Below are 25,687 nucleotides of genomic sequence, written 5' to 3'. Positions count from 1 at the left end.
CGCAGCCTTCGGCAGCTCCTACAGGACCGCATATAACCGTGCTTTTGTAGGAGCTGCCGAAGGCTGCGATCTTTTAATCTTTCTTTCACTCCCAGCTGACAAATACGCTTCTAGACTTCCCTTATAGGCCGTTGAACGGTCCAGGAGTCCAAGATGTGGCGTTGCGTGGGTGTGTTGGGGATGTTGGTATTGATCACGGGGTGCCAGTCGACCCATGAAGATCTGATCAGCAAGGGTTATCCACCGGCATTCGCCGACGGCTTCGATGACGGTTGCAGCAGTGGCCGGCAGGCCGCCGGGGCAATCACTGGTGAGTTTCGCAAAAACGTCCCACGTTACCTCAAGGACAAGCAATACGCCGAAGGCTGGACCGATGGCTTCCGTCAGTGCCAGGCCATGCGCGAAAACGAGGATCGAAACGAGTACAGGGAACGCCATTGGGACGAGCGCGAACGGGCCTGGCAACAGCAGAAAGACCGGGACGCCGCGCGAGCCTATCGCTCGCAATAAGTCGTTTACAGACATTCGTCGAAACTTAAAGCCTGCGACCATGGCCCAAACCCTATAACGGGAGAAAAGCATGAGTCGTGCCTTCGTCAATGAAGATAACGCCGCCGCGCAAGCCGATCAGCCAGTCGAACGGCAGGTCAGCGCGCAGCCCAATTACGTCACGCCAGCCGGTTTCGCACAGCTTCAGGCGAAAGTCGACGAGCTGCAAAACCTGCTCGATCAGGAAAGCGCCAAAGGTGACCTGGCCGATAAGCAGCGCCAGGCCGACCTCGATCGCGACTGGCGCTACTTCAAGCAGCGCCTGCAAAGCGCCCAGGTGGTCGCACTGGCTTCCTCTACCGATAAAGTGCAGATCGGCAACTGGGTGACATTTGCCGACGAACACGATCATGAACAGCGCGTGCAATTGGTCGGAGAAGACCAGGCGGATGCCGCCCATGGGCTGATCAATTGGAGCTCGCCGCTGGGGCGAGCATTGCTTGGGGCGCAAGTGGGCGATGACGTGTTGTGGAAGCGGCCGGCGGGGGATTTGGTGATTGAGGTTCTTACGATAGAGATCGGGTGATATCGAGGCCGCCATCGCGAGCAGGCTCGCTCCCACAGGGGATTTGTATTGGCCACAAATCTTCAGTTCACTGAAGATCAAATGTGGGAGCGAGCCTGCTCGCGATAGCCGCGACTCGGTCTTCCTGAAACCCATAAAAAACGGAGCCCCGAAGGCTCCGTTTTTTTATGCAACCAACCTGAAATCAGGCCAGTTTCTTGTGCCGTACGCGGTGCGGCTGGGAAGCCGCTTCGCCGAGGCGTTTCTTGCGATCGGCTTCGTACTCGGTGTAGTTGCCTTCGAAAAACACGGCTTGCGAGTCGTCTTCGTACGCCAGGATGTGAGTCGCGACGCGGTCAAGGAACCACCGATCGTGAGAGATCACAATGGCGGCGCCCGGGAAGTCCAGCAAGGCTTCTTCCAGGGAACGCAGGGTTTCAACGTCGAGGTCGTTGGACGGTTCGTCGAGCAGCAGGACGTTGCCGCCCTCTTTCAGGGTCAGGGCCAGATGCAAGCGACCACGCTCACCGCCGGACAGGTCCTTGACGAACTTCTGCTGATCGCCGCCCTTGAAGTTGAAACGGCCAACGTAGGTGCGCGACGGGATCTCGTAGCTGCCGATGCGAATCTGGTCGGAACCGTCGGAGATCTGCTGGAACACCGTTTTGCTGCCTTCCAGGTCTTCACGGCTTTGATCCACGCATGCCAGTTGCACGGTTTCGCCGACTTCGATGCTGCCCGAATCCGGCGTTTCCTTGCCCATCAGCATGCGGAACAGCGTCGATTTACCGGCACCGTTACCGCCGATCACACCAACGATGGCGCCTTTAGGCATGGAGAACGACAGGTTGTCGATCAACACGCGATCGCCGTAGCCCTTGCTGACGTTCTTGAATTCGATGACCTTGTCGCCCAGGCGCGGACCGGCCGGGATGTAGATCTCGTTGGTTTCGCTGCGCTTCTGGAATTCCTGCGATTGCATTTCTTCGAAGCGTTGCAGACGGGCCTTGGATTTGGACTGGCGGGCCTTGGCGCCTTTGCGCACCCACTCCAGTTCTTCCTTCATGGCCTTTTCGTGGGCCGACTGCTGCTTGGATTCGGCCGCCAGACGATCGGACTTGGCTTCGAGCCAACCCGAATAGTTGCCCTCGTACGGGATACCGGCACCACGGTCGAGCTCGAGGATCCAGCCGGCGACGTTGTCCAGGAAGTAGCGGTCGTGCGTGATCGCAACCACGGTGCCCGGGAAGTCGTGCAGGAAATGCTCCAGCCAGGCGACGGAATCGGCGTCCAGGTGGTTGGTCGGTTCGTCGAGCAGCAGCATGTCCGGGGCGGACAGCAGCAGACGGCACAGGGCCACACGGCGCTTTTCACCACCGGAGAGGTGTTCGACCCTGGCGTCCCAGGCCGGCAGACGCAGTGCATCGGCGGCGACTTCCAGTTGGCGATCCAGGTTGTGACCGTCGCTGGCCTGCAGGATGGCTTCGAGTTTGGCCTGTTCGGCAGCGAGCTTGTCGAAGTCGGCATCCGGATCAGCGTAAGCGGCGTAGACCTCGTCCAGGCGCGCCTGGGCATCCTTGATCACGCTGACCGCTTCCTCGACCACTTCTCGCACGGTCTTGGTCGGGTCCAGAATGGGTTCTTGCGGCAGGTAGCCGATGTTCAGGTCTGGCATCGGACGGGCTTCACCGTCGAACTCGGTGTCGACGCCCGCCATGATTTTCAACAGGGTGGATTTACCCGAACCGTTGAGGCCGAGTACGCCGATCTTGGCGCCAGGGAAGAACGACAGCGAAATGTTTTTCAGGATTTCCCGCTTCGGCGGAACAACTTTGCCCAGCCGATGCATGGTGAAGACGTATTGAGCCATGGAGAACCTAGGGTCAGTGACTGATGAATGATTAGAGCGCAGGCGATGCCCGGCCAGGCCATGCGCGTCGTTCGATTGATGGGTATCAAGGCGTGCGCGCTGAAAAAACCTGAGTCTAGGAGCTGGAACGCTCCCGCGTAACCGGCAAAGCTACCTGATTGACGGAAGGCAGTCCAGCCGAGCGGGACTGGCACTTCGCCACAACTCAAGGCATGCTAGCCGCCCTTCGGGCGCCCGGCTTATAGTGCACGTCGCGCCAGTCCAGCCAAACCGCAGGATTACAGTTTGTCCAATGTCACTCCGACACCGTTCGTTAGCGCACTTGATTCTGCGAGCGGCTCCCCCCTGCGCGGAACATTGAAGGGCGCGCTGGCGACCCTCGTGCTGTTGCTGCTCACCCTCCTGTTCTGGCAGCTCCTGGATCAGCTTCGCGAAACCCAGAAAAACCAGCGCCAGTACACCATCGACTACACCGCCGATCTGGCTTCGCAAGTCAGCCTGAACATGGCGCTCAATGCCCAGATCGCCCTTAATTTGCTACCGTTCATCGAACAACCGCAAAGCGCCGACGAACAGCAGGCGTTGCTGCTCAAACTGCAACAATCGCTGCCCGACCTGCGCAGCCTGGCGCTGCTCAGCCCCTCCGGAAAGATTCTCAGCGACAGCGCCGTCGACAGCCCGGACGCCAGCTACCTGAGCGAACTGGTCCAGCGCAGCCGCGCCCAGGCCCACTATTTCAGCAATGCTGACGACGGCTCGGTGGTGCACCTGCTCCTGCATCAGGCCAGCGGCAGTTCCCGCGGCTATTGGGCCCTGCGCCTGACGCCAACGTTTTTCGCTTCACTGACCAAACAGGGCGACACCGGCATTCGCCCCCTGTGGCTGGTGGAGAACCGCATCAATCATCAAATCATCAGCCGTGAGGATGCCCTGCCCTCGGCCAAGCCGACGGTGTTGACACCCGATGAACTGGCCAACAGCGTGCTGACCGTTCCTCTGAGCAGCAGCGACTGGCAACTGCGCGGGCTGTTCGACCGGCAACAGGTGCTCGAGCAACTGCTGCCGGCGTTTATCGGCAAATGCCTGCTGGGCCTGGCCTTCTCTCTGCTACCGTTCATCGCGCTGCTGAACATTCGTCGCCGTCAACGCCAGCTGCACGAAGGCCGCCGACGCTATCAGGACATTTTCGAAGGCACCGGCGTTGCGTTATGCGTGCTCGACCTGTCCGGGCTTAAAAGTATTTTCGACAAGGCTCAACTCAACAGCAGCGAGCAGTTGAAGGCCTGGCTCGACACACCGGAGCAACGCCAGCAACTGCTGCAGGAACTGCGCATCACCGAGGTCAATCAGGTTGCCCTGCAACTGCTCAACGTCAATTCTTGCGATCAGGCCTGGAAACTGCTGATCGACGGCTGTCCGCTGGACTGCACGGCCATCGGCAATCAAGTGCTCGACGCAGTGCTCCACCAGCAGAAACAGCTTGAGCTGGAAATCAAATTCCAGGACGCCGATCGCCGCGACCAGCACCTATGGCTGGTGTTGCGCCTGCCAGAAGATCAGGCCGACTATAGAGCGGTGATCCTGAGCATCAGCGACATCACTAGCCGTAAGCTCATCGAACTGTCGCTGCTGGAGCGTGAAGGGTTCTGGTCCGACGTGGTGCGCACCGTGCCGGATCACCTGTATGTGCAGGATGTGATCAGCCCGCGGATGATCTTCAGCAACCACCATCTGGGGCAGACGCTGGGTTACAACCGCACCGAGCTGCACCAGATGGGCGAGTACTTCTGGGAAATCCTCTTGCACCCCGAAGATGCCGACTATTACCACCGTTCACGCCAATCCCAGCGTCAAGCCGGTTACACCCAATTGCTGCAGTGCCAGCTGCGTTTCCGTCATCGCAACGGCAAATGGCGGCGTTTCGATATACGCGAACAGGCCTTGGCGCGAGACAAGCACGACCAGGTCACACGCATCATCGGCGTGGCCAAGGACATCACCGAACAGATCGAAGCCAGCGAGTCTCTGCGCGATAGCGAGCAGCGTTACCGGATGCTCGCCGAAAGCATCAGCGACGTGATTTTCTCCACCGACAGCAAGATGGCGCTCAATTACGTTAGCCCTTCGGTGCAAGCCGTGCTGGGCTTCGACGCCGACTGGATATTCCAGAACGGCTGGCAATCGACCATCGCAAACCCGCAACAACTGAGCGGCATCTACAGCCTGATGGACCGGGTCAGCAAAGCGCTGGATAAACCCGATCAACTGGCACTGCTGCGCAGTCAGGTGCAGACCCAACTGTTTTTGTTCGACTGCCTGCGGGCCGACGGACGCAAGATTCCCATCGAGTTGCGTCTGGTGCTGGTCTGGGACGAACACGGTGCCTTCGAAGGCGTGCTCGGGGTCGGTCGCGACATCAGCCAGCAACGCCGGGCCGAGAAAGACCTGCGCATGGCAGCCACGGTATTCGAGCACTCGACCTCGGCGATTCTGATCACTGACCCGGCCGGCTACATCGTCCAGGCCAACGAGGCCTTCAGTCGCGTCAGCGGCTATGCGGTGTCCCAGGTCCTCGATCAGTTGCCGAACATGCTCACCGTCGACGAGCAGCAGGAAGCTCATCTGCGCTATGTGCTCAAGCAATTGCATCAGCACAGCACCTGGGAAGGCGAAGTCTGGCTCAAGCGCCGCAATGGCGAGCATTACCCGGCCTGGGTCGGGATTACGGCGGTGCTCGACGACGAAGGCGACCTGGCCAGTTACGTGTGTTTCTTCAGCGACATCAGCGAACGCAAGGCCAGTGAACAACGAATTCACCGCCTCGCCTATTACGATGCCCTGACCCACCTGCCCAACCGCACGCTGTTCCAGGATCGCCTGCACACCGCGCTGCAATCGGCCGAACGGCAGAAGTCCTGGGTGGTGCTGATGTTCCTCGACCTGGACCGCTTCAAGCCGATCAACGACTCCCTGGGCCACGCCGCCGGCGACCGTATGCTCAAGGAAATGGCCACGCGCCTGCTGGGTTGCGTCGACGATGACGACACCGTGGCGCGCATGGGCGGCGATGAGTTCACGTTGCTTCTGCAACCGCGGGTCAACCGCGAGATCGCCCTGAACCGGGCGATTCATGTGGCCGAACAGATCCTCGCCAGCCTGGTGAAACCGTTCGTACTGGAAGGCCGCGAATTCTTCGTCACCGCCAGTATCGGCATCGCCCTGAGCCCTCAGGACGGCAGCGAACTCAGTCAGCTGATGAAAAACGCCGACACTGCGATGTACCACGCCAAGGAGCGTGGCAAAAACAACTTCCAGTTCTATCAGGCCGACATGAACGCCAGTGCCCTGGAGCGCCTGGAGCTGGAAAGCGACTTGCGCCATGCCCTGGAGCAAAACGAATTCGTGCTGTATTACCAACCGCAATTCAGCGGCGACGGCAAACGCCTGACCGGCGCCGAAGCCCTGCTGCGCTGGCGCCACCCGCGACGCGGTCTGGTGCCGCCGGGGGATTTCATTCCGGTGCTCGAAGAACTCGGCCTGGTAGTGGATGTCGGCGACTGGGTGATCAGCGAAGCCTGCCGTCAGCTCAAGACCTGGCACCAGGCCAAGGTGCGGGTACCGAAGGTTTCGGTGAATATTTCGGCCCGGCAGTTCTCCGACGGGCAGCTCGGCACGCGGATCGCCACGATTCTCAAGGAAACCGGCCTGCCGCCGGCGTGCCTGGAGCTGGAACTGACCGAAAGTATTCTGATGCGTGAAGTCAGCGAGGCGATGCAGATCCTCGCCGGGTTGAAAAACCTCGGCTTGAGTATCGCGGTCGACGACTTCGGCACCGGTTATTCATCGCTCAACTACCTCAAGCAATTCCCGATCGACGTGCTTAAAATCGACCGTACTTTCGTCGACGGCCTGCCCTCGGGCGAACAGGATGCGCAGATTGCCCGGGCGATCATCGCCATGGCTCACAGCCTCAATCTGGCGGTGATCGCCGAGGGTGTGGAAACCCACGAGCAGCTCGACTTCCTGCGTGAGCATGGTTGCGATGAGGTTCAGGGGTATCTGTTTGGACGTCCGATGCCGGCGAGTCGGTTTGAGGCGCAGTTCAGCAATGATGCGTTGTTCATGTTTGACTGAAGCTATGTGGTGAGGCTGCTGGCCTCATCGCGGGCAAGCCCGCTCCCACAGTTTTTTGGGTGAACCCAAGATTTGTGACCACTGAAGATCACTGTGGGAGATTCTATGGTTGAGGGGAAGCCCTCAACCGGCTTTTGGTTGGTATTCGCTCTGCCCTTTCAGCAGAGCGAATACGATCCGAGCAAGCTTGCGAGCCAGTATCACCAGCGCCTGAGTGGTGCTGAAGCCCCGAGCTCTTTGCTCTTCGTAAAAGCCTTTCCAGGCAGGCGTACGGCTGGCCGACATGGCTGCATTGTGCAAAAGCCGGCGGGCTTCCGGGTCACCTCGCTTGGTCAGACTCCGACGACCATCCTTTTGTCCTGACTTCGACACGCGCAGATCCATTCCCAGGAAGGCAATAAAGGCATCCGCGTTTCTGAAGTCGCCCCGCTGAAACGCCGTGAGCAAGCGGGCTCCGGTCAAAAATCCAATGCCTTCAACTTTCACGCAACGCTTCAACTGACCGAGCAAGCCGGCTTCCTTCAGATGATTATTAATCGTCTTTTCGACCAGCGCCTCAAGCTGCTGCATGGATTTCACTTGCTCGGCAAAAGCTGTCTTCAACAGTGGCTCATTCGCCCAGCTTTGCACCAGGCCGACCCGCGCCTGAACCAAGGCTGCGCGACGACGGAAGAGGCTCAGGAGCTGGCGGTACAGCGGTGATGGCGGGGTCCATGGATGAAGATCATCACCTTCGTTCTTCAGATAGCGAGCGAGCAGCCTGGCATCCAGCGCGTCGGTTTTGGCACGGACATTCACCCCTTTGCGGTAATGGCTGAGCTCATAGCCACCCACCATGTAAATCGTGCAGCCGGCCTCATAGGCCAGATCAGCGAACTCCAGGTGATAGATATTGGTCGATTCAATAGCTACCGCGACTGTCCCTGGCAAGGCCTTCAACCACGTCTTGATGGCTGCTTTGTTGTTGGGAATCTCTTCAAGCAGGTCAAGTTCGGCGCGATAGATCACCAGTTCGTTCTTGGCGACATCCACGCCTACGATCGGCTGTGTGACAGAAACCGGCATTGCCATTGTATTTCCTCCGGGATATGGTTTTGAACACTTGAAGGGCTCACTCAGAGGCGCAGGCTTGTTCCTATCGTCGGTCTAGCCAGATGCATTCTTTATCGGCGCTTGGGTGAAAGGAGGAGGGGCGAAATCTCCCACGGATCTGTACTGCGTCAACAGTCAGAATCGGGCTTTGTCCCTCCTCCTCCCTTCAAGTCCTACCATACAAGCGGGCTTGCCCGCGATGAGGCCCGCACGATCACCGCTGATCCCGTCATGAAGCCCACTTGTCTGCGACATGATGTCCTTTCATATGCCATCTAAAACCCATTGGGTTAGAATGCCCCCCTTTTCTGCCCCGATCCTTGAGGACCGCCATGTTCAGCCGTGATTTGACTATTGCCAAGTTCGACGCCGACCTTTTTGCCGCCATGGAGCAAGAAGCTCAGCGCCAGGAAGAACACATTGAGCTGATCGCTTCGGAAAACTACACCAGCCCTGCGGTAATGGAAGCTCAAGGCTCGGTATTGACCAACAAGTACGCCGAAGGCTACCCGGGCAAGCGCTACTACGGTGGTTGCGAGTTCGTCGACGTGGTTGAGCAACTGGCCATCGACCGTGCCAAAGAACTGTTCGGCGCCGATTACGCCAACGTTCAGCCCCACGCCGGTTCGCAAGCCAACAGCGCCGTTTACCTGGCCCTGCTGCAAGCAGGCGACACCATTCTGGGCATGAGCCTGGCCCACGGCGGTCACCTGACCCACGGTGCCAGCGTTTCGTCCTCCGGCAAGCTGTACAACGCCGTTCAGTACGGTATCGACGCCAACGGCCTGATCGACTACGACGAAGTCGAGCGTCTGGCGGTCGAGCACAAGCCGAAAATGATCGTGGCCGGTTTCTCTGCCTACTCGCAGATTCTGGATTTCCCGCGTTTCCGTGAAATCGCCGACAAGGTTGGCGCCTACCTGTTCGTCGACATGGCCCACGTGGCCGGTCTGGTCGCCGCTGGCGTCTACCCGAACCCGGTTCCTTTCGCTGACGTCGTGACCACCACCACCCACAAGACCCTGCGCGGTCCACGTGGCGGTCTGATCCTGGCTCGCGCCAACGCCGACATCGAGAAGAAGCTGAACTCCGCAGTATTCCCGGGCGCCCAGGGTGGCCCGCTGGAGCACGTAATCGCTGCCAAGGCGATCTGCTTCAAGGAAGCGCTGCAGCCTGAGTTCAAGACTTACCAGCAACAAGTGGTGAAAAACGCCCAGGCCATGGCCGGCGTATTCATCGAGCGCGGTTTCGACGTGGTGTCGGGCGGTACTCAGAACCACCTGTTCCTGCTGTCGCTGATCAAGCAGGAAATCTCCGGTAAAGACGCCGACGCCGCACTGGGCAAAGCGTTCATCACCGTGAACAAGAACTCGGTACCGAACGATCCACGCTCCCCGTTCGTCACCTCCGGTCTGCGTTTCGGTACGCCGGCAGTGACCACTCGCGGCTTCAAGGAAGCCGAGTGCAAAGAGCTGGCCGGCTGGATCTGCGACATCCTGGCTGACCTGAACAACGAAGCGGTGATCGACGCCGTTCGTGAGAAGGTCAAGGCCATCTGCAAAAAGCTGCCGGTATACGGCGCTTGATTGCACCGCTAAACCGTAGCAATGAAAAAACCGGCCAGTGATGGCCGGTTTTTTTTCGTCCGCGTTTTTTTCAAATAATGAAAAGGCTCAAGGTCGGGGCATTGCGCCCAACTGGTAAGACCGGTCATGCCAATTATTCAAAATATGCTTGCGATCACCCAAAAACAGCGCCTAGACTGCGCCTGCACTGGACATACCGGTAAGACCACAATAATTAAGTCCTGAATCTGATGCGCCTCGCGCACGGCAGCCAGGACACCGACCAGGATTCCTCCCATGCTCAGATGGTGCTCGCGTTCAATCTTCCTTCAAGTGGTTCTCGGACTGGTGCTCGGCATCGTCTGCGGGCTGGCCCTTCCCGAATACTCCGCCCAACTCAAACCGCTGGGCGACGGTTTCATCAAACTGATCAAGATGCTCATTGGTCTGATCGTGTTCTGCGTGGTGGTCAGCGGCATCAGCGGTGCCGGTGACCTGAAGAAGGTCGGTCGTATCGGCCTGAAATCGGTGATCTACTTCGAAATACTGACCACCATCGCGCTGGTGATCGGTCTGGTGTTCGCCTTCACTACCGGCATCGGCAGCGGCGCGAACATTCATCTGGAGCAGCTCTCCGCCGCCGACATGGGCGACATCGCCCAGCGCGGTCAGCACATGCAAACCACCTCCCAGTTCCTGATGAACCTGATCCCGACCTCGGTAATCGGCGCCTTCGCGGAAAACAACATTCTGCAAGTCCTGCTGTTTTCGGTGTTGTTCGGCAGTGCGTTGAACCTGGTGGGCGAAGCAGCGTCGGGTATTTCCCGGCTGATCAATGAGCTGAGCCACGTAATCTTCCGCATCATGGGTATGATCGTGCGTCTGGCGCCGATCGGCGTGTTCGGCGCCATCGCTTTCACCACCAGCAAATATGGCCTGGATTCGCTACAGCACCTGGGCAGCCTGGTCGGTCTGTTTTATCTGACCTGCGTGGCGTTTGTGACATTGATTCTCGGCCTGGTGATGCGCCTTTCGGGCTTGAAGATGTGGCCGTTGCTCAAGTACCTGCGTGAAGAACTGCTGATCGTCATGGGCACCGCCTCTTCCGACGCCGTGCTGCCACAAATCATGCGCAAGCTTGAGCATCTGGGCATTGGTAGCTCCACGGTCGGGCTGGTGATTCCAACCGGGTACTCGTTCAACCTTGATGGTTTTTCGATCTACCTGACCCTGGCCATCGTCTTCATCGCCAATGCCACCGGCACGCCGCTGGCCATGACCGATCTGCTGACAATTCTGCTGGTGTCGTTGATCACCTCCAAAGGTGCCCACGGGATTCCCGGCTCGGCGCTGGTGATTCTCGCAGCGACTCTGACGGCGATCCCGGCGATTCCGGTGGTGGGCCTGGTGTTGGTGCTGGCGGTGGACTGGTTCATGGGCATCGGCCGGGCGCTGACTAACCTGATCGGTAACTGCGTTGCCACCGTGGCCATCGCCCGTTGGGAAAAAGACATCGATATCCAACGCGCGAACAAAGTGCTGTCGGGCCAGCAGGGTTATACCTTCCAGCCGAGAAAGCCTGTCGGCCCGGTGCATCAACAAGAATTCTGAATAAACGCCGTGCCTGCCTACGGGCAGGCACGGTCATCAATCGTTATGGATGCTCATGGAGTGAACAGTGAATACCACATCAACCGTCGTCAATTCAGTCGTAGAAAAACTTCGGGCCGCTCTGGCCCGTGGTCAGTGGCGTTCCGGCGAGATGCTGCCAGGGCAACGTGAGCTGGCCGAACAACTTGGCATCAGCCGCCCGAGCCTGCGTGAAGCGGTGATCGTGCTGGAAACCCTCGGGCTGGTGCGCTCCATGCCGGGCAAAGGCGTGGTGGTGCTGGAAGCCAATCTCAACGACAGCCAAAGCCACGACAGCGCGGTCGCCGGCGCGAGCCTGGAAGACGTGCTGCAACTGCGCTACACCCTCGAGCCATTCATTGTCGGCCTGGTAGCGCAGTCGATCAGCAGCAAGGAAGTCGGGCAACTGCGCCTGACCCTGATGGACATGCGCGAAGCGCTGGAGGCCAGCGACAGCGAGGCCGGTGTGAACGCCTACATCGCGTTCCACGAAGAGTTGTTCACGCTGACCTCGAACCCGATTTTCCAGAGCGTGGTGCAGCAAACCAGTAATGCCCTCAAGCAAAGCGCCGATGTGCTGCGCAATTCGCCTGAGCACCTGGCGGAACGCCTTGAAGAAAACGAAGCCGTGGTGCGTGCCATTCGCAGCAAGAACAGCGCCCAGGCCAGCGCCGAGATGCGTCGGCACATCCTTCGGGAAGGCCAACGGATGGGCATCGAATTGAACATCCCGGACGACCACCTCGGCAGTTGACCCCCTCTTCGAACTGGAGACAGGCCATGAACAGCTTCGCCTCACCACATATTTTCACTGCCCTGCCATTCTCCCGAACGGACACCGGGAAACCGCCAGCGGATGATCTCTATTCACGGATCTTCGACGCCATTCTCGAACAGCGCATCCATGCAGCCAGTCGTTTTACCGAAGACAGCCTGACGCAGATGTTCAGCGCTCGACGCAGTGACATTCGTGGCGTACTGACGCAGTTGTCCCATCAGCAGATCATTATCCTTCGGAGCAATCATCGTCCCCGAGTCGCCGCGCCCGATGTCGAGCAGACTCGGCAGACGCTGCATGCCCGACGACTGACCGAAATCACGCTGGTTCGACTGGCCTGCCAGCAACCTCGCCCACAGGACCTGAAACGCCTGCGCGCCTTGATCGACAGTGAACGCCAATGCACAGCGCGTGGTCCGGCCATTCGATTGTCAGGGGAGTTTCATCTGCAACTGGCCGAAATGGCGGGGAACGCACCGTTGGCGCATTTTCTCGGCAGCCTGGTGCCGCTGACTTCGTTGGCGATTGCTCAGGTAGGCGGTTATTGCACGTGGCACGAGCACACGGAGATTGTCGATGCAGTGGAGCGTGGGGATGTTGTGATGGCCGAAACATTGATGAACCAGCACCTGGATCATCTTGAGGAGGTATTGCTGAACTCTGGATCGGTAGTCAGCCAAAATCGTGTTGCCGGTTAGATCGCCATCGCGAGCAGGCTCGCTCCCACATTTGAAATGCATCCCCCTGTGGGAGCGAGCCTGCTCGCGATGGCGGCATCAGGCTCGCTGAAAATGTCGGGGCTTACTCTGCCGCGACCCGGGCAAACCCCTCACGAATCTTCTCTTCCGGCAACTCATCGGCAATGAACACGATCACACTTTCGCGCGTGTCGTCGTCCGCCCATTCGGTATCCCAGTCGAAACCGTACAACTTCAGCACGCCCTGAAACACCATGCGTCGCGGCTCACCAAGAATGTTCAAAACACCTTTGTAACGCAGCAGTTGCTTGCCATGGTCTTCCAGCAGTTCGTTCATGAACTCACTGAGCTTGTCGATATCCAGCGGTTTATCGGTGCGCAGCACCAGGCTGGAAATGCGGTCGATGGACGGTGCCTTGCTCACCGGGCGCAAGCTCACGCCACCACCGAGGTCAGCATTGAGGTTGAAGCCGCGTACATCGAGCAGTTCGGCCAGGTCGATCTTGCCGTGATCGACCACACGAATAGGCGCGCGGCGATTGATGCGGGTCAGGCGCTCGCTGAGGGCGGTGAAGGTCGGCTCGTCCACCAGATCGCGTTTGCTCACCAGCAAGCGGTCAGCGAAACCGATCTGCGCCTGGGCGATGGTCTGGGTCAGGTGAGCGTCGGCGTGGGCTGCGTCCACCAGGGTAATGATGCCGTCGAGGATGTATCGCTCGCGCAATTCTTCGTCAATGAAGAAGGTCTGCGCCACTGGCGCCGGGTCGGCCAGACCGGTGCATTCGATCACCAGACGATCGAAGGCGATTTCGCCGCTGTCCAGGCGCTCCAGCAGCAGGTACAGCGCTTTGGTCAAATCGGTATGGATGGTGCAGCAAACGCAGCCGTTGGACAGCGTCATCACTTGTACCGGCTCATCGCCCAACAGTTGGGTGTCGATGCCGGCATCACTGAATTCGTTTTCGATCACGGCGATTTTCAGGCCGTGCTCGGCTTTGAGCAGGTGGCGCAGCAGCGTGGTTTTTCCCGCGCCGAGAAAGCCACTGAGGATTGTTACTGGAATGGGAGAGGACAAACGGGTTCTCCTGTTTCACAAAGTTAAGAAACTACACAAAACACATGTGGGAGCGGGCTTGCCCGCGATAGCGACTTACCATTCAACAATAATGCTGACTGATAGTCCGTCATCGCGGGCAAGCCCGCTCCCACAGGGATTGCATCAGCCAGGCTGTCGGGTCAACAGCACTTCGGTCCACCCTTGCCACCGTAACGGGCTTCCTGACGTTCGCGAAAGAACATCTCGTAGCTCATCACCGGCTTGTCCGGGTGTTTGGTTTGCATATGCTCGACGTAGTTGTCGTAGTCGGGCATACCGACCATCAGGCGCGCGGCCTGACCGAGGTATTTACCCAGGCGACTCAGGTCATTGAACATGCTGCACTCCTCGATTACGCATCCGGCTGAGCCTGGAATGGCGCTTCTTTATCCGTACGTTCTTTTTTGCCCCAGGCGGCGATACCGACCTTGAGCGCATAGAACAGGATGCTGAACACCACGAACAGGAACAGCGCGGTCAGCGTTGCGTTGGTGTAGGCGTTGAAGATCACATGCTGCATCTGCTCGATGCTCTTGGCCGGGGCCAGGACCTGTCCGTTGGCCAACGCATCGCTGTACTTCTTGGCCAGCGCCAGGAAGCCGATTGCCGGGTTGGCATCGAACAGCTTGATGAAGCCGGCGGTGGTGGTACAGATCAGCAGCCAAAGCGCCGGCAGCATGGTCACCCAGACGTAGCGTTGGCGTTTCATTTTGATCAGCACGACAGTGCCGAGCATCAGCGCGATACCGGCCAGCATCTGGTTGGAGATACCGAACAGCGGCCACAAGGTGTTGATCCCGCCCAGCGGATCGATCACGCCCTGATACAGCAACCAGCCCCACATCGCCACGCAACCGGCGGTGGCGATCAGGTTGGCGGTCCAGGATTCGGTGCGTTTGAGCGCCGGCACGAAGGAGCCGAGCAAGTCTTGCAGCATGAAACGCCCGGCACGGGTACCGGCGTCCACCGCGGTCAGGATGAACAGCGCTTCGAACAGGATCGCAAAGTGGTACCAGAACGCCATGGTGTTTTCACCCGGCAGAACACTGTGCAGGATCTGCGCGATACCGACCGCCAGGGTCGGCGCACCGCCGGCGCGGGCCAGGATGGTGGTTTCACCGATGTCCTTGGCCACCGCTTGCAGCGCTTCCGGGGTAATCGCGAAACCCCAGCCGCTGACAGCTTGTGCCACCGCCACCACATCTCCGCCGACGACCGCTGGCGGGCTGTTCATGGCGAAGTACACGCCCGGCTCGATCACCGAAGCGGCCACCATGGCCATGATCGCGACGAAGGATTCCATCAGCATGCCGCCATAACCGATGTAACGGGCGTTAACCTCGTTATCCAGCAGTTTCGGTGTGGTGCCGGAGGAGATCAGCGCGTGGAAACCGGACACTGCGCCACAGGCAATGGTGATGAACAGGAACGGGAACAGGCCGCCCTTCCACACCGGCCCGGTGCCGTCGATGAACTGGGTCAATGCCGGCATTTTCAACTCGGGCATGGTGATCAGAATGCCAATCGCCAGCGCGACGATGGTGCCGATTTTCAGGAAAGTGGACAGGTAGTCACGCGGTGCCAGAATCAGCCACACCGGCAACACTGCTGCCACAAAACCGTAGCCGATCAGCATCCAGGTGATCTGGATCCCGGTGAAGCTGAATGCTTTGGCCCACACCGGGTCAGCAGCAATCTGCCCGCCCAGCCAGATCGAACCCAGCAGCAACGCCACGCCGATCACCGAAATTTCACCGATGCGGCCCGGACGGATGTAGCGCATGTAGATGCCCATGAACATCGCGATCGGGATGGTCGCCATCACCGTGAAAATACCCCACGGGCTTTCGGCCAGGGCTTTGACCACGATCAGCGCCAGCACCGCGAGGATGATGATCATGATCAGGAAGCAGCCAAACAGCGCGATGGTTCCGGGGATGCGGCCCATTTCTTCACGGACCATGTCGCCCAGGGAACGACCATTGCGGCGGGTGGACATGAACAGCACCATGAAGTCCTGAACCGCACCGGCCAGCACCACGCCGGCAATCAGCCACAGCGTGCCGGGCAGGTAGCCCATCTGCGCCGCCAATACCGGACCGACCAGCGGCCCCGCGCCAGCGATGGCCGCGAAGTGGTGACCGAAAAGAATGTGTTTGTTGGTCGGCACATAGTCCAGACCGTCATTGTTGAGCACGGCGGGTGTAGCCCGACGCGGATCGAGTTGCATCACATTGTTAGCGATGAACAGGCTGTAGTAGCGGTAAGCGACCAGATAAATGGCCACGGCGGCGACCACGATCCACAAGGCGTTGATCGCCTCGCCTCGGCGCAATGCCACTACGCCCAGGGCGCACGCTCCCAGGATTGCCAGCAGCAGCCAAGGTAAGTGGCGTAGCAGGCTATTGTTATTTTTCATTTTATGATTCCAGCCAGAGTGGACAAGAAAGACAGCCGTCTCGAGTTTAGCGCTACTGGCCTCAAAGACCACCCCCAACGTTGGTCTAGACCCTGTCTTGCTGGCAGGCTTTAACAATGCGGGTCTATAGTCAGCGGACATTCAGAGGATTGCACCATGAGTGAACACCTTGCTGATCGCCGCCGCTTCAAACGTATTGCGTTCGATGCTCGATCCGAGCTGAGCCAAGGAGAATTCATCTGGCCGGTGAAGCTGATCGACCTGTCGCTCAAAGGGTTGTTGATCGAGCGGCCCGAGCCATGGCTGGGAAATCGGCAGCAGGCGTTCTCGGTCGACATTCATCTGAGCAATGACATCGAGATCAAAATGGATATGGAGCTGACCCATGAAGATCAGGGGCAGCTCGGGTTTGTCTGCAAACACATAAGTCTGGAATCGATTGAGCGCCTGCGGCGTTTGATCGAGTTCAACCTGGGCGATCCGCAAGAGCTGGAGCGCGAACTGGGCGCACTCATCGAAATCTGAAAACGCCGCAATACCCAGTGGGAGCCGGGCTTGCCCGCGATGGCTATTTTAGTCCCACCACAAATGTCGACGGACAAACCGCTATCGCGGGCAAGCCCGGCTCCCACAGGATTGTGTGTTGCTTGCAGCTATTCGAACAACGCATCGAGCGCCTGTTCCAGGCGCGTCACGGCGATAATCTGCAACCCCGGCGGCGCCTCCTTCGGCGCGTTGCCCTTGGGCACGATGGCGCGCTTGAAGCCGTGCTTGGCCGCCTCTTTCAAGCGCTCCTGGCCACTCGGTACCGGGCGCACTTCACCCGACAACCCGACTTCACCAAACACCAGCAGATCATGGGGCAGTGGCCGGTTGCGCAAACTGGACATGACCGCCGCCATCAAGGCCAGGTCGGACGCTGTTTCCAGAACCTTCACGCCGCCGACCACGTTGAGGAACACGTCCTGATCGTGAGTCGGAATGCCGCCATGGCGGTGCAGCACCGCCAGCAACATCGCCAATCGATTTTGATCCAGCCCCAGCGTTACCCGGCGCGGGTTGGCCAAATGGCTGTCATCCACCAAGGCCTGGACTTCCACCAGCATCGGTCGGGTGCCTTCCCACGTTGCCATGACCACGCTGCCCGGGACTTCTTCCTGAGCGCGGGTGAGAAAAATTGCCGAAGGGTTGGAGACTTCTTTCAGGCCCTTGTCGGTCATGCCGAACACGCCCAATTCATTCACCGCGCCGAAACGGTTTTTCACCGCCCGCAGCAGACGCAGGCGCCCATCGGATTCGCCTTCGAAATACAGAACGGTATCGACCATGTGCTCCAGCACTCGGGGGCCGGCCAACGCGCCTTCTTTGGTGACATGGCCCACGAGGAAAATCGCCGTGCCGCTTTGTTTGGCGTAACGCACCAGCAACGCCGCACTTTCGCGCACCTGGGAAACGCCCCCGGGTGCCGATTGCAGTTGTTCGGTGAAGATCGTCTGAATCGAGTCGATCACCATCACCTTGGGCTTTTCCTGCCGGGCGGTGGCGATGATGGTTTCGATGCAGGTTTCGGTCATCACCCGCAGTTGATCCTGAGGCAAGCCGAGCCGCCGGGCGCGCATGGCCACTTGCTGCTGAGACTCTTCGCCGGTGACATACAGCGCCGGCATGCTCTTGGCGAGGTTGCACAAGGTTTGCAACAGAATGGTCGACTTGCCGATGCCGGGATCACCACCGATCAACACCACCGAGCCATCCACCAGGCCGCCGCCCAGTACGCGATCGAGCTCACTGGACGCTGTGGAGAAACGCGGAATCTCTTCGACGCTGACTTCGGCCAGGGTCTTGATCTGTGCCTGCTGGCCGGTCCAACCGGTGCGACCACTGGGGGCTGAGGCGCCGCCACTCTCCACCATGGTTTCGGTCAGCGTGTTCCAGGCCCCGCATTCGCCGCACTGGCCGGCCCACTTGGGGAAGGTTGAACCGCACTCGGTGCAGCCGTACATGCGCTTGGCCTTGGCCATCTGAACTCCCGGCAAAAACCGCGATGATAGCTCAGCTGGCACGGATCAGCGCGGCGCCGCCGTGTGGATTTCACCGCTGGCCAGACGCGCGGCACTGTTACCCAGTGGATCTTGAGCGTTCATGTCCGCGCCTTTGGCCTTGAGCGCGTCGAGCAACTCGACGCGCTTGAACAAGCCGGCGTACATCGCGGCAGTTTGTCCTGCACCATTACGTTGGTCGGGGCTGCAATGGGTGGACAGCAAGGTTCTGGCGATCTGCACTTCGCCTTTGAAAATCGCGCCCATCAGCGCCGTGTTGCCGCGTTGATCCTGAGCGCAGGCGTCCGCGCCGGCGGCGAGCAAACGCTCCACGGCGGCACTCTGGCCATGATAGGCCGCCAGAATCAGTGCGGTGTAACCCTTGCTGTCGCGGGTATCGAGGGAATAGCCGGCCTCGATGAAGGTCTCGAGCATCGGCACATCACCGCGTCGAGCAGCATCGAAGTAGTAATCCTGTAATTGGGTTTTCAGCGCCTCGGGGTCCTGCGAGACTTGCGTGCCGGGTCCGGCGAGCACACTGACTAACCAGCACGCCAGAAACACAGACAGATAAATACGCATGGCAACGCTCCTTGATCAGACGGGACCTCGCGTGAGGCCCCGCTTCAGACAGATAGATCAATCGACCAGTTTGGCTGCCAGTGCCTTGACTCGGGCCAGATCACCCTTGGCCACCTTGGTCACCCCTGTCCCGTATTCCGGGTCGGCCTTATAGAGAAAGGACAGGATGATGTGCTTGCTCTCGTCATCGGTGGTGGCCAGGGAGCCGCCGAAGCTGTCGATCAGATCCAGACGTTCCTTCTGGTTGAACGAACGATACAGATCGCCGGCCTGCTTGAAGTTCTGCTCACGCTGAATCTTCGCCTGCTGCGTGCTGCCCGACAGGGTCGACTGGCTGTAACGCGCGGTTTGCGGCTCTTCACGGGGCAGCAAACGACTTGGCTGGTAATTCACGCCCGTGCTGCTGGCGCCAGTGTTCATTGCGCCATCCTGATTACCGTTGTTCACGGTAATTTTGGGGGCGTTGATTGGCAGTTGCAGAGCATTGGCCCCCAGACGATACAGTTGGGTATCGGCATACGAGAACACTCGTCCCTGCAACAAGCGATCTTCCGAAGGTTCGATACCCGGAACTAAATTGGCTGGCGCCATGGCCACTTGTTCGGTTTCCTGAAAAACATTCGCCGGATTACGGTTCAACACCATTTGTCCAACTTTTCGTTCAGGAACACCGGGCCAGATTTTGGTGGCGTCCAATGGATCGAAATCAAACTTGGACAAATCTTGAGGTTTTAGAACCTGGACGTACAAGTCCCACTTTGGAAAGTCACCCTTGTTAATGTGAGCGACCAAGTCATTAGTCATATGACTGTAATCTTTACCTTGAACACCGGCAACTTCTTTGGGGTCGAGATTTTTTATCCCCTGCAAACTTTTCCAGTGAAACTTTACATAGTTAACTTCACCTTTGGCATTAACCAACTTGTAGGCATGTACACCATTGCCGTCCATCTCCCGATAACTGGCCGGCGTGCCGGAGTTGGAATACAACTCGGTCAAGGTGCGAGTGGCTTCAGGAACATGGGAGAAGAAGTCGAAACGGCGGGAGTCGTCGTCAAGGTTGGTGCGCGGGTCCGGCTTGAAGGCGTGGACCATATCTGGAAACTTGATGGCGTCGCGAATGAAGAAAGTCGGGAAATTGTTGCCGACCAGGTCCCAGTTGCCGTCTGCGGTGTAGAACTTGGTGGCGAAACCACGCGGGTCACGCAAGGTTTCCGGCGAATGATTGCCGTGCACCACCGCAGAGAAACGCACGAATACCGGCGTGCTCTGGCCGCCGGCGAATACCTTGGCCTTGGTCAGGTCACTGAGGTCGTCGGTCACGGTGAACGTGCCATGGGCGCCAGTACCGCGGGCATGCACCACGCGTTCGGGAATGCGTTCACGGTCGAAACGCTGGAGTTTCTGGATCAATTGTACGTCTTGCAACAGCACCGGCCCGGTCGCGCCGGCGGTTTGCGAGTTCTGGTTGTCGCCGACGGCGGCACCGTTATCGCGGGTCAACGTCGCGGCGTTGACGGAGAAGGACAGCAGGCTAGCGGTCAGAACGCCAAGGGTACGACGGAGGGGAAAAGCCCCGAGGCCAAGGGGAGTTGTCATGGATGTTTCCTCTGATTTTATAAGGCGCATCCAGGTGCGCACCACAGAGGCTAGTGACCCGAAGGCCAAAACATAAATAGAAATCCCGTACCGGGCCGATAGCGAAAAGGTTCTGGAAAGCCCGGCCTAGAGCGGGTAAACGCGCGCGATTGGTGGCACTTTGTAAACTTATTGCCAGAAGGCGGGTCGATAAGGGCAAGCATTGTAAGAAGGTGTTTCGAGCAGGAGCCGCCTTGCTGATTTACACTGCGTTCACCAACCTCATCTGTAACAAGGGAATAACCTATGGGCGTGATAAGTGAGTTCAAGGCCTTCGCGGTCAAAGGTAATGTGGTCGACATGGCCGTCGGTATCATCATCGGTGCCGCCTTCGGCAAAATCGTTACGTCGTTTGTCGGCGACGTGGTGATGCCGCCCATTGGCTTGCTGATCGGTGGGGTAGACTTCAGTGACCTGGCCATTACGCTCAAGGCCGCCAACGGCGATGTCCCGGCAGTGATGCTGGCCTACGGTAAGTTCATCCAGAGCATGATCGACTTCATCATTGTCGCCTTCGCGATCTTCATGGGCGTCAAGGCCATCAACCGACTGAAACGCGAAGAAGCCGTTGCGCCAACCCTGCCGCCGGTTCCGACCAAGGAAGAAGAGCTGCTGAGCGAGATCCGCGATCTGCTCAAGGCTCAGAACAATCGGCCCTGATGACCGATTGCCCCAGAAACGGCGCCTCGGCGCCGTTTGTTTACCAGTAGTTTTCCACTGCCACTTGGCCAGGTCGTCGACTGAGGCTCAAGTGCATGTCCCGTTGTTTCAATAGCTGGCGCATGTCATCGATCATCTGTGGATTACCGCAGAGCATCACCCGCGACTGCTCGGCCGTCAGCGCTACACCGGCCGTCCGTTCCAGCTCACCACTTTCCATGAGCCTCGTGATCCGCCCATTCAAGGCCCCCGGATGCTGTTCACGGGTGACGGTCGTTATGAGCTGCAGCTTGTGCGCGTACTCGGCCAGATAGTCACGCTGTGCCAGCCCCGTTATCAGTTCCTGGTACGCCAACTCCCGCGCTTCGCGCACGCTGTAGACCAGGATGATGCGTTCGAATCTTTCCCAAACCTCGAAGTCCTGCAGGATCGACAGGAACGGCGCCAGGCCCGTACCTGTGGATAACAACCAGAGGTCACGGCCATCAACGAAGCGATCCAGCGTCAGATAACCAAAGGCCTGTCGGTCGACCAGCAGTGTATCGCCGACTTCCAGGCGGCTCAGCTCACTGGTGAATTCCCCTCCCGGCACAACAATGGAGAAGAACTCAAGGAACTCGTCATAGGGCGAAGACACCATGGAATAAGCCCGCCATACCGTACTGCCGTCTGCCTTGGTCACGCCCAGCCGGGCGAATTGCCCGCCGCGAAAACGAAAGCCCGGGTCCCTGGTGGTGCGCAGGGTGAACAGGTTTGGGGTCAATGGCTGGACCTCAAGCAAGGTCTGGCGAGTGAATTTTTCCGCACTGGCAGTCATGGGGCGCTCCATTCAACAGATAACCCCAGTGTCCCGCAAAGCAAGCAGCATAAACACCGGTGATTTGTAATGTCTTTTAGGCCACAAACCAAACAGCACAACAATAAAAATGATTACATCTGGCATTGAGTCTGTTAGTCCGTAGTAATAAAGCCAAGAACCGGTTATGCAGTTGCAAGCGTCTTCAAGAACGAAAAAAATTCAGCATACATATAGGAATTCTCTTACAATCTGTAACGTGCTGGATCCAGGATCCAATCCGCACCCCCAAGGAAGCCGCACGGAGTTACCAGATGAAAGCGTGGAAGGAATCACAGCTAATGCAGCTTTCTTACGCCCAGAATTTAGAGACCGCGTACGAGATTTCTCTCAATCTCGTTAAAAACCTGGGCTTTAATTTCTGCGCATTTTCAGTAATACCCCGAACACGAGGGATCCCCCATCATAAGATCAATTTGAATAACTACTCTAGCGAATGGAACACCCAATATGAACAAGAACATTTCAGTGAGATCGATCCAATACTAGCCCACTGCAATCGCTCCGAAATGCCGATTCTTTGGCAGGAGGAAGTCTTCTCAAAGACACCAGCGCTGTGGCAAACACAAAAAAAGCAAGGTTTGCACTATGGCTGGTCCCAATCCGTTCATGATAAGAACGGACTTTGCAGCATGCTAAGCCTGGCCAGAAGCCACTGCCCGATTACTACGCATGATATGTATGAAAATCTGGGCTACGCGATGTTCATCAGCCGGCACCTGCACGGGCTTGCCGTGAAAGACCTGCCTGCCTCCTCGCTGAATCCGGACACCGTGCATTTATCATCCCGAGAAATTGAAGTGCTGAAATATTCAGCCAACGGCAAGACGGCATGGGAGATCGCGACCATCCTCAACCTGAGTGAAAGCACGGTACGGTTCCATTTACAAAACACCATCCGCAAATTCGGCGTCAACAACAAGATTGCGGCGGTGATCAGAGCAGCAAGGGAAGGCGTTATCTAAAACTGTTCGAATCCGGTAATCCCTGCAAGTAATCCAGAACAAAAAAACGTACCATCTGCGATCCATCCTGAGTGATGACGTGGGAAATCCCACGACGCAGCCCACTCGGATGGATCCGCCCGCTACAACGCCCCTGAGCGACGGGCCCCCGCTTGATTATCCTTCGTTGACTACCCAGAGCCCCCTGCCTCATGCCTCTGCTCGAAACCCCCTTCGCTCGACTCGACCTGATCCGCCAGCCAGAACAGCAGAACGAACCGCTGCAAGCGTTTGATGCCGCAGACGAATACCTGCTCAATCATCTGGCCGGACAACAACCGACAGCCGATATCCGAGTGCTGGTGCTCAACGACAGCTTCGGCGCATTGGCCGCCAGCCTGGTGGGCAAGGTCCGGGTGACCAGCAGCGGCGATTCGTTTCTAGCCTTTCAGGGACTGGAAAAAAACCTGATACGCAACGGCCAGGCGTTTGATGCGGTGTCGAAGGTGCCTGCCAGCGAAGCGTTCGTCGGGCCGTTTGACCGGGTCTTGATCCGGGTACCGAAAACCCTGGCCTTGCTGGAAGAGCAACTGATTCGGCTACAGGGTCAATTGGCTCCCGGCGCTCAAGTGGTTGCGGCCGCGATGGTGAAGCATCTGCCACGCGCCGCTGGCGATCTGCTGGAGCGCTACATCGGCCCGGTGCAAGCCTCGCTGGCCGTGAAGAAGGCTCGACTGCTGATCGCCACGCCCGAAGTCAAAGCCTGCGCGATCTCTGCATACCCGACCCGCTATCGACTCGACGAGCCTGCAATCGAACTGCTCAATCACGCGAATGTGTTCTGCCGCGAAGGACTGGATATCGGCACACGGGCCTTTTTGCCGCACTTGCCGAAGAACCTCGGCGCAGCGCGTGTCGCCGATCTGGGGTGTGGCAACGGCGTGCTGGCGATCGCCAGTGCCCTGCAAAACCCCGAGGCCCAATACACCCTGGTGGACGAGTCATTCATGGCCGTGCAATCGGCCGCTGAAAACTGGCGCGCGGCACTGGGTGATCGTGACGTGATTGTGCGGGCCGGCGATGGGTTGGCTGGCCAGGAACCCCAATCCCTGGACGTGGTGCTGTGCAATCCACCGTTTCACCAACAGCAAGTAGTCGGTGATTTCCTGGCCTGGCGGATGTTCCAGCAGGCGCGCGAAGCGCTGGTGGTAGGCGGCGCGCTGTACATCGTCGGCAACCGTCATCTGGGCTATCACAGCAAGCTTGCGCGGTTGTTCCGCGGCGTCGAGCAAGTAGCAGCCACCCCCAAGTTCGTGATTCTCAAAGCCCGCAAATAACCGCGCACAAAAAACCCTCCATCGCGGGAGGGTTGTAAATCCGTGCCGCAAGGCAACGGGATGGGAATTTCAGTGGGTGCTCAGGCCCGCGGCGTTCATGAACATGCGCATCAGGCTGGCCACGATGAACAGTGCCACGACGCTGCCGGTCCAGATCATCGCCAGCCAGCCGAGTCGCTGCCATAGCGGCTTTTTCTCGGCGGCTTCGATTTCCTGCAAATCAGGTTTGCCAGCCATCATCGCTTTCTCCTCTGCAACGGCGCAGGTATCAATCCTGCGCCGTAGTCGCTAGTGGTAACCATCTTCATGGGTGACCTTGCCGCGGAACACGTAGTAGCTCCAGAAGGTGTAACCCAGGATGAACGGGATGATGAACAGCGTACCCACCAGCATGAAGCCCTGGCTTTGCGGCGGCGCGGCAGCGTCCCAGATCGAGATCGACGGCGGCACGATGTTCGGCCACAGGCTGATACCCAGGCCGCTGTAGCCGAGGAAGATCAGCACCAGGGTCAGCAGGAATGGCGTGTAATGCGCGTTGCGGGCCACCGCGCGAATCAAACCGTACAGGGTCACCAGCACCAGAATCGGCACCGGCAGGAACCAGAACAAATTCGGCAGGGTGAACCAGCGTGCGGCGATCTCGGCATGGGCCAACGGCGTCCAGATGCTGACGATGCCAATCACCGCCAGCAACACGAAGGACAATGGCCGCGCCAGGTCATGCATCTGTTCCTGCAGCTTGCCTTCGGTCTTCATGATCAGCCAGGTGCAGCCGAGCAGCGCGTAAGCCACCACCAACGCCGCACCGCAGAACATCGTGAACGGCGTCAGCCAGTCCAGTGAGCCACCGGCGAACTGACGGTTGACCACTGGCAGCCCATCGATGAACGCCCCCAACGCCACGCCCTGAAAGAAGGTTGCGGCGATCGAACCGCCAATGAACGCCTTGTCCCAGAGGTGGCGCTTGGCGTCCTTGGCCTTGAAGCGGAACTCGAAAGCCACGCCGCGGAAAATCAGCCCGATCAGCATGAAAATCAGCGGCAGGTACAACGCCGAGAGCACCACCGAATAGGCTAGCGGGAAGGCGCCGAACAAGGCCGCGCCGCCCAATACCAGCCAGGTTTCGTTGCCGTCCCAGACCGGGGCGACGGTGTTCATCATCACATCACGGTCGGTCTTGCCCTTGATGAACGGGAAAAGAATCCCGATCCCCAGGTCGAAGCCGTCCATGACCACGTACATCATGATGCCGAAGATGATGATCACGGCCCAGATCAGCGGAAGATCAATACCCAT

Annotated in this window: 22 protein-coding genes; 11 read left to right on the top strand and 11 right to left on the bottom strand. The window is 58.6% G+C overall.

Annotated elements, in window-relative coordinates:
• Positions 1 to 153 precede the first annotated feature (153 nt).
• Both LOY38_RS04440 and LOY38_RS04435 read left to right on the top strand, forming a co-directional pair.
• On the top strand, positions 154 to 510 hold the full coding sequence (locus tag LOY38_RS04440) for a hypothetical protein (protein ID WP_258698995.1): 357 nt from the start codon (positions 154 to 156) through the stop codon (positions 508 to 510).
• Positions 511 to 580: 70 nt separating this feature from the next.
• Positions 581 to 1,075, top strand: coding sequence for a GreA/GreB family elongation factor (locus LOY38_RS04435; RefSeq protein WP_258698994.1), 495 nt, complete (start codon positions 581 to 583; stop codon positions 1,073 to 1,075).
• A 184-nt stretch (positions 1,076 to 1,259) separates the two neighbouring features.
• Here the strand turns inward: LOY38_RS04435 and ettA are convergent, their stop codons facing one another.
• Positions 1,260 to 2,924 carry an energy-dependent translational throttle protein EttA gene (gene ettA / locus LOY38_RS04430; protein WP_258698993.1) on the bottom strand — a complete coding sequence of 555 codons (1,665 nt, stop codon included), beginning with the start codon at positions 2,922 to 2,924 and terminating at the stop codon, positions 1,260 to 1,262.
• Positions 2,925 to 3,209: 285 nt separating this feature from the next.
• Between ettA and LOY38_RS04425 the strand changes: the two genes are divergently transcribed.
• A complete protein-coding gene (locus LOY38_RS04425) occupies positions 3,210 to 7,058 on the top strand; it encodes a bifunctional diguanylate cyclase/phosphodiesterase (RefSeq protein ID WP_258698992.1) in 3,849 nt (1,282 codons plus the stop codon).
• Between the two features lie 123 nt (positions 7,059 to 7,181).
• Here the strand turns inward: LOY38_RS04425 and LOY38_RS04420 are convergent, their stop codons facing one another.
• Entirely contained in the window at positions 7,182 to 8,129 is a 948-nt protein-coding gene (locus LOY38_RS04420) for a transposase (RefSeq protein ID WP_258696476.1), read from the bottom strand.
• A gap of 353 nt (positions 8,130 to 8,482) precedes the next feature.
• Between LOY38_RS04420 and glyA the strand changes: the two genes are divergently transcribed.
• The 4 genes from glyA (at position 8,483) to LOY38_RS04400 (ending at position 12,820) form a co-directional block, all read left to right on the top strand.
• A complete protein-coding gene (gene glyA / locus LOY38_RS04415; protein WP_223485880.1) occupies positions 8,483 to 9,736 on the top strand; it encodes a serine hydroxymethyltransferase in 1,254 nt (417 codons plus the stop codon).
• Between the two features lie 276 nt (positions 9,737 to 10,012).
• The gene (locus tag LOY38_RS04410; RefSeq protein WP_258698991.1) at positions 10,013 to 11,326 is read left to right on the top strand and encodes a C4-dicarboxylate transporter DctA; all 1,314 of its coding nucleotides are present in this window, start codon (positions 10,013 to 10,015) and stop codon (positions 11,324 to 11,326) included.
• 67 nt (positions 11,327 to 11,393) lie between these two features.
• Positions 11,394 to 12,098, top strand: a complete 705-nt coding sequence (locus tag LOY38_RS04405; RefSeq protein ID WP_258698990.1) for a FadR/GntR family transcriptional regulator — start codon at positions 11,394 to 11,396, stop codon at positions 12,096 to 12,098.
• A 26-nt stretch (positions 12,099 to 12,124) separates the two neighbouring features.
• Positions 12,125 to 12,820 (top strand): GntR family transcriptional regulator, encoded by a 696-nt coding sequence (locus LOY38_RS04400; protein WP_258698989.1) that lies wholly within the window; start codon positions 12,125 to 12,127, stop codon positions 12,818 to 12,820.
• Positions 12,821 to 12,923: 103 nt separating this feature from the next.
• On the opposite strand, the gene yjiA is transcribed toward LOY38_RS04400, so the two are convergent.
• The 3 genes from yjiA to LOY38_RS04385 all read right to left on the bottom strand — a co-directional run bounded on the left by yjiA (position 12,924) and on the right by LOY38_RS04385 (position 16,335).
• The gene (gene yjiA / locus LOY38_RS04395; protein ID WP_258698988.1) at positions 12,924 to 13,895 is read right to left on the bottom strand and encodes a GTPase; all 972 of its coding nucleotides are present in this window, start codon (positions 13,893 to 13,895) and stop codon (positions 12,924 to 12,926) included.
• Positions 13,896 to 14,056: 161 nt separating this feature from the next.
• Positions 14,057 to 14,254, bottom strand: coding sequence for a YbdD/YjiX family protein (locus LOY38_RS04390; protein ID WP_007895266.1), 198 nt, complete (start codon positions 14,252 to 14,254; stop codon positions 14,057 to 14,059).
• A 14-nt stretch (positions 14,255 to 14,268) separates the two neighbouring features.
• A complete protein-coding gene (locus LOY38_RS04385) occupies positions 14,269 to 16,335 on the bottom strand; it encodes a carbon starvation CstA family protein (RefSeq protein WP_258698987.1) in 2,067 nt (688 codons plus the stop codon).
• Between the two features lie 156 nt (positions 16,336 to 16,491).
• Between LOY38_RS04385 and LOY38_RS04380 the strand changes: the two genes are divergently transcribed.
• Positions 16,492 to 16,860, top strand: a complete 369-nt coding sequence (locus LOY38_RS04380; RefSeq protein WP_258698986.1) for a PilZ domain-containing protein — start codon at positions 16,492 to 16,494, stop codon at positions 16,858 to 16,860.
• A gap of 128 nt (positions 16,861 to 16,988) precedes the next feature.
• On the opposite strand, the gene radA is transcribed toward LOY38_RS04380, so the two are convergent.
• The 3 genes from radA to katB are packed head-to-tail and all read right to left on the bottom strand — an operon-like array spanning position 16,989 to position 20,555.
• Complete coding sequence (gene radA / locus LOY38_RS04375; protein ID WP_258698985.1) at positions 16,989 to 18,356, bottom strand: DNA repair protein RadA; 1,368 nt, start codon at positions 18,354 to 18,356, stop codon at positions 16,989 to 16,991.
• A gap of 45 nt (positions 18,357 to 18,401) precedes the next feature.
• Positions 18,402 to 18,956, bottom strand: coding sequence for an ankyrin repeat domain-containing protein (locus LOY38_RS04370; RefSeq protein WP_258698984.1), 555 nt, complete (start codon positions 18,954 to 18,956; stop codon positions 18,402 to 18,404).
• Positions 18,957 to 19,013: 57 nt separating this feature from the next.
• Complete coding sequence (gene katB, locus LOY38_RS04365; RefSeq protein WP_258698983.1) at positions 19,014 to 20,555, bottom strand: catalase KatB; 1,542 nt, start codon at positions 20,553 to 20,555, stop codon at positions 19,014 to 19,016.
• A 285-nt stretch (positions 20,556 to 20,840) separates the two neighbouring features.
• Between katB and mscL the strand changes: the two genes are divergently transcribed.
• The gene (gene mscL, locus LOY38_RS04360; RefSeq protein ID WP_111454232.1) at positions 20,841 to 21,254 is read left to right on the top strand and encodes a large-conductance mechanosensitive channel protein MscL; all 414 of its coding nucleotides are present in this window, start codon (positions 20,841 to 20,843) and stop codon (positions 21,252 to 21,254) included.
• Positions 21,255 to 21,294: 40 nt separating this feature from the next.
• Here mscL and LOY38_RS04355 read toward each other — a convergent pair whose 3' ends face one another.
• Positions 21,295 to 22,071, bottom strand: a complete 777-nt coding sequence (locus LOY38_RS04355) for a ferredoxin--NADP reductase (protein ID WP_258698982.1) — start codon at positions 22,069 to 22,071, stop codon at positions 21,295 to 21,297.
• Positions 22,072 to 22,364: 293 nt separating this feature from the next.
• On the opposite strand from LOY38_RS04355, the gene LOY38_RS04350 reads away from it, so the two are divergent.
• Both LOY38_RS04350 and LOY38_RS04345 read left to right on the top strand, forming a co-directional pair.
• Positions 22,365 to 23,075, top strand: coding sequence for an autoinducer binding domain-containing protein (locus tag LOY38_RS04350; RefSeq protein WP_258698981.1), 711 nt, complete (start codon positions 22,365 to 22,367; stop codon positions 23,073 to 23,075).
• Positions 23,076 to 23,266: 191 nt separating this feature from the next.
• The gene (locus LOY38_RS04345) at positions 23,267 to 24,391 is read left to right on the top strand and encodes a class I SAM-dependent methyltransferase (RefSeq protein ID WP_258698980.1); all 1,125 of its coding nucleotides are present in this window, start codon (positions 23,267 to 23,269) and stop codon (positions 24,389 to 24,391) included.
• A gap of 69 nt (positions 24,392 to 24,460) precedes the next feature.
• On the opposite strand, the gene LOY38_RS04340 is transcribed toward LOY38_RS04345, so the two are convergent.
• Positions 24,461 to 24,628 carry a DUF2474 domain-containing protein gene (locus tag LOY38_RS04340; RefSeq protein WP_052967973.1) on the bottom strand — a complete coding sequence of 56 codons (168 nt, stop codon included), beginning with the start codon at positions 24,626 to 24,628 and terminating at the stop codon, positions 24,461 to 24,463.
• A gap of 51 nt (positions 24,629 to 24,679) precedes the next feature.
• On the bottom strand, positions 24,680 to 25,687 hold the full coding sequence (gene cydB / locus LOY38_RS04335; protein WP_258698979.1) for a cytochrome d ubiquinol oxidase subunit II: 1,008 nt from the start codon (positions 25,685 to 25,687) through the stop codon (positions 24,680 to 24,682).

This window comes from Pseudomonas sp. B21-015, from assembly GCF_024749285.1.
GTDB lineage: Bacteria > Pseudomonadota > Gammaproteobacteria > Pseudomonadales > Pseudomonadaceae > Aquipseudomonas.
The sequence above is the reverse complement of the archived record's forward strand: the minus strand, read 5'-3'. Positions and strand labels throughout refer to the sequence as shown.

Coding starts and splice junctions, on each gene's coding strand:
- LOY38_RS04370 (WP_258698984.1), bottom strand. CDS start 18,956: ATGCGTATTTATCTGTCTGTGTTTCTGGCGTGCTGGTTAGTCAGTGTG.
- LOY38_RS04435 (WP_258698994.1), top strand. CDS start 581: ATGAGTCGTGCCTTCGTCAATGAAGATAACGCCGCCGCGCAAGCCGAT.
- LOY38_RS04345 (WP_258698980.1), top strand. CDS start 23,267: ATGCCTCTGCTCGAAACCCCCTTCGCTCGACTCGACCTGATCCGCCAG.
- LOY38_RS04355 (WP_258698982.1), bottom strand. CDS start 22,071: ATGACTGCCAGTGCGGAAAAATTCACTCGCCAGACCTTGCTTGAGGTC.
- radA (WP_258698985.1), bottom strand. CDS start 18,356: ATGGCCAAGGCCAAGCGCATGTACGGCTGCACCGAGTGCGGTTCAACC.
- glyA (WP_223485880.1), top strand. CDS start 8,483: ATGTTCAGCCGTGATTTGACTATTGCCAAGTTCGACGCCGACCTTTTT.
- katB (WP_258698983.1), bottom strand. CDS start 20,555: ATGACAACTCCCCTTGGCCTCGGGGCTTTTCCCCTCCGTCGTACCCTT.
- LOY38_RS04350 (WP_258698981.1), top strand. CDS start 22,365: ATGAAAGCGTGGAAGGAATCACAGCTAATGCAGCTTTCTTACGCCCAG.
- LOY38_RS04340 (WP_052967973.1), bottom strand. CDS start 24,628: ATGGCTGGCAAACCTGATTTGCAGGAAATCGAAGCCGCCGAGAAAAAG.
- LOY38_RS04420 (WP_258696476.1), bottom strand. CDS start 8,129: ATGGCAATGCCGGTTTCTGTCACACAGCCGATCGTAGGCGTGGATGTC.
- ettA (WP_258698993.1), bottom strand. CDS start 2,924: ATGGCTCAATACGTCTTCACCATGCATCGGCTGGGCAAAGTTGTTCCG.
- mscL (WP_111454232.1), top strand. CDS start 20,841: ATGGGCGTGATAAGTGAGTTCAAGGCCTTCGCGGTCAAAGGTAATGTG.
- LOY38_RS04385 (WP_258698987.1), bottom strand. CDS start 16,335: ATGAAAAATAACAATAGCCTGCTACGCCACTTACCTTGGCTGCTGCTG.
- LOY38_RS04400 (WP_258698989.1), top strand. CDS start 12,125: ATGAACAGCTTCGCCTCACCACATATTTTCACTGCCCTGCCATTCTCC.
- cydB (WP_258698979.1), bottom strand. CDS start 25,687: ATGGGTATTGATCTTCCGCTGATCTGGGCCGTGATCATCATCTTCGGC.
- LOY38_RS04410 (WP_258698991.1), top strand. CDS start 10,013: ATGCTCAGATGGTGCTCGCGTTCAATCTTCCTTCAAGTGGTTCTCGGA.
- LOY38_RS04440 (WP_258698995.1), top strand. CDS start 154: ATGTGGCGTTGCGTGGGTGTGTTGGGGATGTTGGTATTGATCACGGGG.
- LOY38_RS04390 (WP_007895266.1), bottom strand. CDS start 14,254: ATGTTCAATGACCTGAGTCGCCTGGGTAAATACCTCGGTCAGGCCGCG.
- LOY38_RS04380 (WP_258698986.1), top strand. CDS start 16,492: ATGAGTGAACACCTTGCTGATCGCCGCCGCTTCAAACGTATTGCGTTC.